General features: G+C 72.9%; 7 protein-coding genes. 2 read left to right on the forward strand and 5 right to left on the reverse strand.

The features are described from left to right. Nucleotides 1-59: 59 nt before the first annotated feature. The 4 genes from VT50_RS21445 to VT50_RS40510 form a co-directional block, all read right to left on the reverse strand. Nucleotides 60-3,017, reverse strand: coding sequence for a hypothetical protein (locus VT50_RS21445; protein WP_053048478.1), 2,958 nt, complete (start codon nt 3,015-3,017; stop codon nt 60-62). A gap of 90 nt (nt 3,018-3,107) precedes the next feature. After that, nucleotides 3,108-4,865 carry an ATP-binding protein gene (locus VT50_RS21450; RefSeq protein ID WP_046085296.1) on the reverse strand — a complete coding sequence of 586 codons (1,758 nt, stop codon included), beginning with the start codon at nt 4,863-4,865 and terminating at the stop codon, nt 3,108-3,110. A 315-nt stretch (nt 4,866-5,180) separates the two neighbouring features. Further along, nucleotides 5,181-6,605, reverse strand: coding sequence for a DUF2201 family putative metallopeptidase (locus VT50_RS21455; protein ID WP_046085266.1), 1,425 nt, complete (start codon nt 6,603-6,605; stop codon nt 5,181-5,183). A gap of 268 nt (nt 6,606-6,873) precedes the next feature. After that, a complete protein-coding gene (locus VT50_RS40510) occupies nt 6,874-8,736 on the reverse strand; it encodes an alpha-L-rhamnosidase-related protein (protein WP_240529246.1) in 1,863 nt (620 codons plus the stop codon). Here VT50_RS40510 and VT50_RS39075 point away from each other — a divergent pair. After that, the gene (locus VT50_RS39075) at nt 8,735-9,202 is read left to right on the forward strand and encodes a hypothetical protein (protein ID WP_143645246.1); all 468 of its coding nucleotides are present in this window, start codon (nt 8,735-8,737) and stop codon (nt 9,200-9,202) included. The two genes, VT50_RS40510 and VT50_RS39075, sit on opposite strands and share 2 nt — an antisense overlap. Before the next feature lie 83 nt (nt 9,203-9,285). Here the strand turns inward: VT50_RS39075 and VT50_RS21475 are convergent, their stop codons facing one another. Then, nucleotides 9,286-9,666, reverse strand: coding sequence for a sugar ABC transporter ATP-binding protein (locus tag VT50_RS21475; protein ID WP_143645247.1), 381 nt, complete (start codon nt 9,664-9,666; stop codon nt 9,286-9,288). A gap of 742 nt (nt 9,667-10,408) precedes the next feature. Between VT50_RS21475 and VT50_RS21480 the strand changes: the two genes are divergently transcribed. After that, nucleotides 10,409-10,591, forward strand: coding sequence for a hypothetical protein (locus VT50_RS21480; RefSeq protein ID WP_053048477.1), 183 nt, complete (start codon nt 10,409-10,411; stop codon nt 10,589-10,591). Nucleotides 10,592-10,801: the final 210 nt, after the last annotated feature.

The raw sequence follows: 10,801 nt of genomic DNA on the forward strand, positions 1-10,801 counted from the left end.
CGGGCCGCGGCTCATGGACCGCCTCGAGGAAGGGCTCCGCGGCGTCTGCTCCGGGGCCGTCAGCTGACCACCGCCCCCGCCGCCGTCAGCAGCTCCGGCAGGGTGCCCTCGAACTCGGGCAGCAGGCGGAGGACGAGGGCCCATGCCTCGGGGTCGCTGCCCAGGTGTTCACGGGCCAGGCCACGCAGGGTCTCATCGAGTCGCCGGGTCTCCTCGAAGCGCTCCTGCCGGACCGGACGGCCGGGCCCCGTCTGGTTGCCGAGGAAGGCGACCACGGTAGGGGCGGGGTGGGCGGTGTGCAGGATCTCGTCCAGGCTGACCCGCCCCGACTCGTACGCCTCGCGCAGCCACGGGCTTTCGCCGTGGTGCCAGGCGCTGGGCAGGGGCAGGGTGCGCACCATCTCGGCCACGGAGGGCGGGGTCTTGCCCCGGCGCACGGTGTAGCCGGAGTGCGACAGCCGGAGGTTGGCCTCCTTTCCCGCCGCTTGCAACTCGGGTGGGCAGCCGTCGAGTCCGGCCAGGTGGGGCAGCAGCCGGTCGTGCAGTGGCCGGGTGCCGTGCAGATCGCGGAGCTCCGCCCACGGCATGGGGGTCGAGGTGCCGCTCTCCTCGTCCCAGCGGTCGAACGCCCAGGCGAGGGAGGTGTCGGAGGATGCGGCGGTGGCCTCTTCCAGGTACTCGGCCTTGCCCGCGGGGCTCTGGGCGCGCTCGGCCAGTTCGCGCAGTGCGGCGAGCGGGTCGGCGGCGTCGAGGGCGGCCCCGGCGGCCTCCAGGGTCTTCGCGGGCAGGGGATGACGGCCACCGGGCTTGCGGCCGGGAAAGCTGGTCTCGTCCAGCAGGGCGCGCACCTCCTCGGGACCGTGCCGCTCACCCAGCGTCGTCAGCATGTGCAGCTGTTGCGCCGGAGTGTGCACCTTCACCCGGCGGCTGCCCAGCAGCACCCGGCAGAGCACCGGATCGCCGGAGTCCACCACGGGCAGCAGCCAGTTGGGGCGGGCGCTCTCGCGCAGTGCAAGGACCAGTTCCTCGGTGACGGGGAGACGGTCGCCGGGACCGGCCTCCGGGTTCGGGCGGGTCCGGCGGCCGGAGAGCACCCGGCGGCGCTCGGCGTCGGTGAGGTCGGTCCACTTGAACAGGGCGGTGTTGACCTCGGGATCGTCGTAGGCCACCAGCTCCTCGATGACCTCCCGCGGGGTGTGCCAGTGGGCCGCGAGGCCCGCCAGCGCCCGTGGCCCGTGCACCTCGACCAGGCGGTCGCGCACCGCCGGGTCAGGGCACTCCTGGAGCATGGCCTGGACGGTGCGGCCGTCGAGGTGTTCCACCAGGGCGCACCGTGCCGCCACGTCGGCGTGCGCGAAGAGGGTGAGGAACGCGGCCCGGCCACCCACCGGACTGCGGTACGGGAACTCGGGGCCCAGCGGCTTGGGCCACGGTTTGCCCCGGTGCCGGGGTGCCTCGGCCAGTGCGGTGTCGACGAGTTCGACGACCGTCCCGGCGAACCGCGACACCAACGTGTACAACGCCCGCCAGTGCGCGAAGTCGTCCCCGAGGCGTGCCGCCTGAGCCGCCAGCGCCACCCGTACGGACTCCTCCTCGGTCGGCAGCCCGTTCAGCACCTGCCGGGCGGGCCCGATCTCCCGCACGACCCGCTCCGCGGAGAACACCCCCGATGCGACGCCGGGGCGCAGCAGGATCCCCATGGGCGTGGAGCCCCCGGCGGAGAAGTCCACCGCGGTCAGCAGTGACCAGTACAGCCGGTAGTCGCCGTCGCGGCTCCATCGGCCCCGGACCTCGCGGAAGGCGGTGACGGCCATCTCCTCGGTGCAGTCGGGGTGCCGCCACAGCGTGCTCAGCGCGGTGTGCGAGAAGGGCTCCTGCCGATGGGCCAGGAGTAGGGCGTCCCACTTCAGCAGGCCGGACCCGGGCGCGGGCAGCTCGGGCACGACATGGGGCCGCTCCCGTATCGCCCCGATGACCTCCAGGGTGACGTCGACGGCGGAGCGGGCCGGGGCGGGTGCCGTGCCGGTCTCGGCAGCCGCGGCCACGGGAGCGGGAGCAGGAGCCGGGGGCAGCGGGATCGCCGAAGTGGTGGTGCCCTTGGCACCACTTTCCGCGGCACCCTCGGCGGCACTCCCTGCGGCGTGCTCGGCATCGCTCTCCGGGGCACTCCCCGAGGCGCCCTCGGGGGCACTGCCCGCGGCCCTCTCGGCAGCGCCCCCCGCGGCATGCTCGACGGCATCCTCCGCGGCGCGGGGCGGCGCCCCGCCGTCGGCGAGATCCGGCTCTTCGGGCCGGCCGCCGGAGGACCCGCCCTGCCGGGCCTGCCCGGTGGGTACGGCCCTGGGCTGCCCACCGCCCCGTATCACCTCGAGGAGCGCCGACTCGGGATCGTCCGAGGCGCACGCCCAGCGTGCCGCCTCGGCGGCGGTGTGGCACAACACCCCGGGCTGCTCGGCCAGTTCGCCGAGTGCTTCCGGGCCACCGTGTGCCAGCACCTGACGGCAGGCCGCGAGGTGCTTGCGCGGCTTGAGCTTGTCACCGCCGACGCGCAGCACATGCGTGATCAGCTCGGGGAACGGGCTGCGCAGCGCGGGCAGCAGCAGGTGCATGTCCTCGATGCCGAGCAGCCAGCGCACCAGACCCTCCGGCGCCCACCAGCCCGGGTCGTCCTTGGTGGCCGCGGCCCCCTCGCACACCGTGAGCCGCAGCCGCTCCGGCCGGGGCCCGCTCGCATCGCCGAAGAGGGCACGCGCCAGGGCGGGGTCGCCGAGCCGGGCGAGCCGCAGGAGCGCGTCCGCCCGCCCCGGGGTGTCCCCGGTCCGCGACGAGGCCAGCGCCCGCAGCAGCTCGGGGTCCTTCGCGGCGATGACCTCGTCGACCAGGGTGTCGGACAAGGGCACGGAGGAGGAGAGGAGTTCGCGGGTCTCCTCCTGGGCGCGGTTCAGCAGGGCACGGGTCAGGTCGCGGTCGGCCAGTGCGTAGACGGCGGCGACCGCATGGGGCTCGGCCAGGGGCACGGATGTCCTCCGAAGTGCGGGATGACGGGGGGTGTACGGGAGCGTGGGCACGGGCGGTGTCGCGGCCCGGGTGGCTGGTCCCGGCGGCGGTCAGGACGCGGGCAGCTGTTTCATCCGGACCAGCGCTTCGGTGAAGAACCGCTGGCGGGCGGCGGTCTGGCCGACGAGGTGGGTGGCCCGCAGCTTCGGCGGCATGTGCCGGAGCAGCCGGGCGACCACCTCGGGGCGGCGTTTGAGGCGGCTGAGTTCGCAGTTGGCCAGCACCTGGTGGACCAGGTCGGTGTCGTTGGTGCCCTCGCTGGAGGTCTCCGAGGCCGCCGCGAGCCGCTTCTCCCACAGGTCGATGTCGCGCACCAGCACCGCGAAGCTCACCTGCTCGGCACGCGCACGGTCAGTGAGGCGTGCTTCGAGGGGGGCGAGCGGTACCGGGGCGAACTCGCCCCGGCCGAGGTAGATCAGACCGCTCTGCAGGGGAAGCCCCGCCTGGTGCAGACGGATCAGCCGCTCCAGGGTCCGCTTGGTGATCCAGTCGCGGCCCTCGTCGTCGAGGTCGTTGTGCCACCACTCCAGAACGGTCTCCGCCACCTCCCCGTAGGCCGAGACCAGCCACTCGTTGGCCGGGATGTCCTGCGGGCGCACCTCGTAGCTGACGGTGAAACGGCTGGCCTGCGCCACGTTGTTGCTCGCCACCCGCAGCTTGCGGCCCACGTGGTACGGCGGGTTCTGGAGGGCGATCTGGGCCCGTAGCCCCTCGATGGGACGGCCCGCCAGCGACCACTCCTGGGTGATCTCCATCAGCTTGGCGAAGGCGGCCTTGTCCTTGGGGCGGTTGTACTCGTCCCAGATGATCACCTTGGGCTCGGAGCCGGTCAGCCGGTGGCTGAGCAGGGTGTCCAGCTCACCGTCAGGGGTCGGCACGGGGACGCACAGGTCCTCGATGCTGGTCACCGGCAGCGAGAAGTAGACGGGCTCGGCGTCCAGCTCCTCCCGGACGACGCTCTTGGCGATCTCCGTCTTGCCGCAGCCGGGCGGCCCCTGCAGCAGCACCGCCCACCGTTCGCGCAGTGCGGTGCGCAGGATGCGGCGCACCGGGTCGGCCACCCGGCTCGGGTTGGCGCAGCCCACCGCCCGGGCGATCGCGTCCAGGATCGCGCCGGTGCGGTCCGGTCCGTGCGCACCCTCCGGCCGGGTCTCCCGCAGCCGCAGCCGGACGCCGCCCACCAGCGGGAGTCCCCAGGCCAGCGGCAGCCCCGCGCGGGCGCAGTCCAGGACGTGCTGGAGGGTGCGCGGGGAGAGGAGCACCCGCAGGTCCGGGGAGAGGGCGGCCCATTCGCGGTAGACGTCGCTCAGGTCCCAGTCCGGGTAGCGCTCGGCCAGGCGAAGCCGCCAGGCGGTGTCGTTGGCGGTCAGCCGCAGGGTCACCATGCGGTCCAGCACGGCCAGGTCGCTGCGGGCGGACGCGGTTTCGCCGGGCGACTCGTTGTCGGCGAGGAAGACGCCGACGCAGCCGAGGGCGCGCAGATCGTGTTGGCCGAGGGTCCAGTTGCAGGCGATCTGCATCAGCTGCGACTGGATGGTCTCGCCCGCCTGCAGCGAGTCGTCGATCAGGAGCACGAAGGGGGCCCCGGGGCGGAGTTGACGCATGATCAGCTGGGCCAGCGCCAGCTCCCCGCTCTCCGGGTCCCGGACGGGCGCGTTGATCAGCAGGTCGTCCGGGGTGAGGTTGGCCGCGGGCACGAGCACCACCTGGGTACCGGGAAACGCCTCCGGTACGTGGGTCAGAAAGGTGGAGGTCTTCCCGATGCCGTGGTCGCCGAAGATCTGCCCGGTCTGCCCGAGGGAGATCATCGCGTCGATGAACTCCTCCAGCCGGCCACCCTGGTGGCCGCCCCCGGGGCGCTCGGGGTACGTGGCGGTGGCGCGCCAGGCCGCCTTCCGGGGCCGTCGGCCGGGCGGCGCCGGGCGGGCCGGTCCGGGGGCGCCCGGTGTGGTGCCCGGGGTGGCCGATGGGGTGCCGGAGGTGGCCGATGGGGTGCCGGGGGCCGCGACATCAGCGGGCCGGGCCGTGCTCGTACTGCTCACGCGGTGTCCTTGACGGGAGGTTCGGTTTCCTGGGCGGGTGGCGGGAGTTGACCGGCGCGGGCGGCCGGGCGGTAGCCGTGGTCAGCCGTCACGGCTACGCACCCGGTGGCACGCCATGGGCGGGAGATGGCGATCGGGCCAGTCGTCTCCGTTGTCGGTGATCAGCCATATCCAGCGGTCGGGGCGGGCCGGGGTGACACGCGGGGCCTCGCCGTCGGTGACCACGATCACCGCGTCCGGCTCGACCTCGCAGCGTTTGCCGCCGGCGGCCCTGCGCCCCTCGACGTAGTCGACGACGTGCTGGAAGCTGGTCCCCCCGCCGCCCCTGACCCGCTCCCCGGGCACGAACGGCATGACGTCGGCGTCAAAGCTCAGCCAGTGGGACTCCACTCCGTCCGTGTGGCCGACCAGCTCAGTGATCCATGTGATCACCCGGTCGGACATCGAAGCGGAGGTGTCCAGCGCGATCACGACCACCTTGGTGCGCTCGGCCCCGCGGTGCACCAGCATCGGCTCGTGGCCGAGGGCGAGCAGCACGGCGCCGTGCTTCTTCGGGTAGACCAGGCGCTCGCCCTCGCGGAGCTTGGAGGCGAGGGTGTCGGCGAGCCACCGCTGCCACCAGTCCACCCGGCGGGTGCGCTCGGTACGCCCGCGCAGCGCCCCCAGCCCCAGGCCGCCCCAGACCCTCGCGGCGTGCTCGCCGCCGCCCTCGCTCCGGTCGGCCATGCCCAGGATCTCGTCCCGTGCCACGCCCTCCCCGCGCAGAGCGGCCCGCGCCACCTCCTCAAGGACCTCCTGGGCGACCCTGGCCGCGGTCTCACCGTCCAGCAGCAGGTCGCTGTCGCGGCCGTCACCGCCGCCGTCCGCACCGGTCCCGAGATGCACGCAGACCAGCGGATCCGGCGCGAACCGCGTGCGCATGCGCCGCAGTTCGCGGTACACGCCCAGGTCGGTCTCCACGAACTCCTCGTAGGCGAGCGGGCCGAGACCCTGCGCCTCCAGGTCCCGTACGTACTCCGCGTGCACCTGCCGGGGGTCGACACCGGCCGGCTCCCGCACCACGGTGCCGTCCGGGGCCGTCACCGCCCGGACGGGCAGGCCGAAACGCCGCAGCCTGGTCATCACCACATGGTTGATGGACACCTCGGCGGCCAGGGTGAACAACGGGTCGGAGCGCAGGCCCTCGTCCACGTACAGATGCCGGTGGATGAGATGCCGGGCCTCATGGAACAGCACGAAGGCAACGCCGTCGGCACCGATTTCCGTAAAGAACTCCGGATTGAACAGCAGCAGACAACTGCCGTCTCCGCTCGCCACCACGGCCGCGGTGGGGACCGCGGCCGTCGGTATCTGGTGGTGGCACTTGGCGTACAGCCAGGAGCAGACGGCACTGTCGCGCACGCCGAAGTCGAGCAGCGCCGCTTCCTTCAGCCGGGTGGCCTCGGCGACCAGCGCCGGATCACCGGGCCGCTCGGCCAGCAGCCGCCGCAGATCGTGCAGGTCCACCGCCGAGGCGGGGCCGTGCCCGCCCGCGCTGTCTGGTGTGGCGGGCGGAGCCGGTCGCGGGCATGCGGTCACCTGGTCACTCTCCTAGGGCATGCGGGCAACCGGTGATGTGCGTTCCCCCGCGATCACGTCGTACGGAAGACATTAGTGCGGGGGTACGACAACGGGCGCGCCGCGGGGCCCGTCACACACCGGGGCGGTCGCCGGCCGGAAGCTCGCCAGCGCGGAGGACAGGTCGGGTGCCGCCGCCCGCGCGGTCGGGCGCCGGTCAGGCGTCGATGGCGGCCCGCACGGCGGCGCGCACCGTGTCCAGATCGCGCCGGACCGCGTCGTACGTGGTCTGATGAGCGCGGATGTCGGCGCGCTGACGCTCGGCGAGGACGGTCGACCACATGGCCACAGTGTGATGCTCGCGCTTGCACTCGACGTCGGCGACCGCGGTGCCCAACTCCCGCCGGGTGCGGGTGGTGTTGCCGTCCTGGCCACGCCGCCACGCCGGATCGCGGAAGGCGTCGTCCGGTGCGGCGTACCGCTTGAACCCCTTCTCCACGACGCACTGCGCCCAGGTGCGCAGCGCCCGCCGCACCCGGGGGTCCCTGCGCGCCGCCTTGTCCAGGCGCTCCTCGCGCCTTGCGGGGTAGGTCCACAGGCGCGTGGCGTCCTTGACGCCCTTGAGCAGCCGGCGCTGGGCCTGCCCCGAACAGCCGCCCTTGGGGGGCGTCTTGTGGCCGGACGGGGTGGCGCCCCGGGGCTCGCCGTGGAGCGCGCCGGACTCCGCGTCCGTCATCGCGCGCCCGTCCGGCTCCTGCTTCGCGCGCTCCTTCGGATCGAAGCCGTATCCCCAGCGGCGGGCGCTGTCGAGGTCGACCTCGCCGTACTGGGTCGACATCGCCGTCAGCGTCAGTGACGCGCCGGAGTGGGATTCCTTGGGATGGCGGGGGAAGCCGGTGTAGCCCAGGTCCACCATGCATCGCTGGGCCAGCAGGTCCGTGGCTTCCTGGTACCGCTCAGTGTCCCGCCCGCTCAACTGGTAGCGCTCCAGGGGCAGCGCCACCTCGGCGGTCGCCGAGCTCTCGGGCTCCGGCTTCCCCTTCCCATCGGACCCCGCATCACAGCCGGCCACCGCCGTCACGGCCAGCAGCGCGCCGACACTGCCCCGCACCCACCGCGCCGCCATCGGTGCCTTCCCCGTGCCGTCCTGGGTTCCCCGTATCGCTCCGTGCATACCGCGGCACACTACCGCCCGCCACTGGCCGCCCACGCCCGCCCCTCCCTCCCCAGGGCGTCGGCAAAATCCCCCGCCCGGCGCCGCTCGGCACGGCCGGAGGACATCCCGGTCGGCGTCAAGCACCGCTACGTCAGGGGCGCCGCTGCATTCCCAGGTGCCGTGCGGCGCTCGGTAGACGGCGAAACCCGGCTCGGTGCGCAGGTATTCGGCGCCGGCGGGGGCGTGGGCGGCACCCTTGTTGGCCGCCGGGACGTGCGCCTCGGCCGTCGCGCCCACCGGGACGCGCACCGTGAGGCGGACCGTCTTGTCGATCTGCGACCAGGACACCGCCGCCGGGCCTCGGACGGTGTGGAGTTCGGTACGCGCCCAGTCCACTCCGGCTCGGGCGTCCGGGCGGACGGTGAAGGTGCGGTAGCCGGCGTCGCCGGGGCGCGGTCCTGCCACGTTCTCGTACAGCCACTGCACGATCGTGCCCAGGAAGTAGTGGTCGTGGGAGCGGGAATCCAGCGGCCAGTACTCCCACATGGTGTCGGCGCCCCGCTCGAACCAGTGGCCCCAGCCGGGGTAGGTCCGCTGGGTGGCGACGGCGTGGGCCACCTCGGGGTGGCCGCTCGCGCTGAGGGCGCGCAGCAGGACGCTGGTGCCGAGGCGGCCGGTGTTGAGGTGGTTGCCGCGCTTTTCGATGTCGGCGAGGAGCGAGGCGGTGACGCTCGCCTTCGCGCCGGCCGGGACCATGCCGAAGGCGAGCGGGATGCAATTGCTCGCCTGGCGGTATTCGGGGTCCTTGGCGGTGCGGTAGTGGCCGTCGGAGCCGAGGAACTCCTTGTTGAAGGCGTCCTTGAGCTTCTTCGCCGCGGCCCGGAAGCGGTCGCGGTGCGCGGTGTCGCCGGTGAGCTCCGCCATGTCGGCGGTGCCCCTCCGGGCTGAACAGGCTGGCGCGTTCGCGGAAGACGTCGACGGCGAACTGGCCGCGGCTGCCGATGGCTTCGACGGCGAGGTGGTGCTTGTTGTCGTCGGCGCCGAGGAAGCCGGAGGAGCCGGAGAGGCTGCAGATGCCGCCGTCCTGCAGGGACAGGGTGATGGCGTCGTGGAGCTCCACGGGGCCGCCTTGGGGTGCCCAGGTCAGGGCGAAGGCGCCGGTCGCCCGGGCTTCGGACAGTCCGAAGGCCAGGGCGAGTGCGTGGGAGAGCTGGGCTTGGCCGTAGCCGCCGCCCGAGAGCGCCGCCTCGCGGCCCGCATCCCGCCGTACCAGAACAGGGGTCACCATCGTGGACAAGCTTCGCCTCGGCGTCATCGGGGCCGGATCGTGGGCCGTGGCAGCGCACCTGCCGGCGCTGGCCTCGCGCCGGGCCTGGTCGGCGTCTGCTGATGAGGTCTTCTCGGCTCCATCGGGGGCCTGTTCGTTGTCGGGCACGTTGGCCATGGGGCTTTCTCCTGATGTGGTGGGCTGCCTCATCCGCCGGCGGCGTCCATCAGGGACTCGGTGGTGATCTGGCCGCCGGCGAGTTCCCGGGTGACCCGGCCGCGGATCATGACCACGGCACGGCCGGCGAGTTGGACGACCTCTTCGTAGTCGCTGGTGGCGACGACGATGGCGGCTCCGTCAGCAGCCATCCGGCGCAGCGCGGTGTAGATGTCGGCGCGGGCGCCGACGTCGACGCCGCGCATGGGTTCGACGAGGGCGAGCAGGGACGAGCCGCATTCGAGCCAGCGGGCGAGCAGCACCTTTTGCTGTTGGCCGCCGGAGAGGCTGGCCAGCAGCTGGCCGGCGCCACCGGTGGCGCGGATATTGAGCGTTGCGCTACGCCACCGACGCCGGTCCCGTGCTGCCACACGGCGACGGCCCCGGACGTTGCGACGTCGACGGGGCCCGCGACGTCTGGGTCTACCAAGATCGCGGCACCCTCTACATGAACTACGCCGGCGCGGGCGATGAGGGCTGGCTCGCCTGCCTCGCCGCCAGCACCGACGGCACCCGGTGGGAAAGGCACGGCCCGGTCCTGCAGCTGGGGCCGCCCGGCTCCGACGACGGCGGCTCCGCCAGCTACGGCGTCACTTACCAGGCGGCACGGGGCGACTGGCACATGTTCTACCTCGGCACTCCGAACACCTCGCCGCCGCCGGACCGCGTCCCCGCCTTTCCGTATCTGACCCTCAAGGCTCATGGTCCAGGGCCCGCCGGGCCCTGGACCAAGCGGCGGGACGCCGTCCCCTTCCGCCCGCGGCCCGGAACGTACTACGCGACGACGGCCAGCCCCGGCCACATCGCGCGGCACCGCGGCGAGTACCCGCAGTTCTTCAGCGCCTCGACCCAGACCACAGCAGGCACGAAGCGAACCATCGGCATCGAGCGCGGCAAGGACCTCGACGGCGCCTGGCGAATCGGTCCCGAACCGATCGTGCCCCTGGACGAGCAGATCGAAAACTCCTCATTGCACTACGCGGCCGCGAACGACACCTGGTTCCTGTTCACACCCATCACATCGCCCTCGACGCGTTCGGCGAGTACACCGACGCGGTCTGGGTCTACTGGACGCGCGACCTCAACCACTGGGATCCGCAGGACAAGGCCGTCGTGCTCGACCGCACGAACTGCGCCTGGTCGCCATATGTCATCGGGCTGCCGTCGGTGCTCCCGGTCACCGACCGCCTGGCAGTGTTCCACGACGGCCGTCCGGCCGCCGACGTCTCCCACATGCGCCGCGATATCGGGCTGGCATGGCTTGACCTGCCGCTTCGCCCCCACGACGCGACTTGAGCGCCTGCGGGTGCTCGCGGAACGAGCCCGGAAAACAGCGTGTGCGGGCCGAGACAACGCTCGACCCGCACGCTGGGGACGTGGTGTGTGTCCGAGGGGGGACTTGACCCAAAACCCCAACCGATCATGTTGCGGGCTGACCTGGACCTTCACGGTGGATACCCACTGATCGCAGAGCCCCAAGTTCGCTGTGAAGATGCGAATCCCGGC

The organism is Streptomyces antioxidans (assembly GCF_000968685.2).
In the GTDB taxonomy this organism is placed as follows: domain Bacteria; phylum Actinomycetota; class Actinomycetes; order Streptomycetales; family Streptomycetaceae; genus Streptomyces; species Streptomyces antioxidans.

What these genes read in the sequence shown, in the direction of transcription:
- VT50_RS21450 (WP_046085296.1), bottom strand. Translation starts at nt 4,865, where the DNA reads ATGATCTCCCTCGGGCAGACCGGGCAGATCTTCGGCGACCACGGCATC.
- VT50_RS40510 (WP_240529246.1), bottom strand. Translation starts at nt 8,736, where the DNA reads ATGGCGGAGCTCACCGGCGACACCGCGCACCGCGACCGCTTCCGGGCC.
- VT50_RS39075 (WP_143645246.1), top strand. Translation starts at nt 8,735, where the DNA reads ATGTCGGCGGTGCCCCTCCGGGCTGAACAGGCTGGCGCGTTCGCGGAA.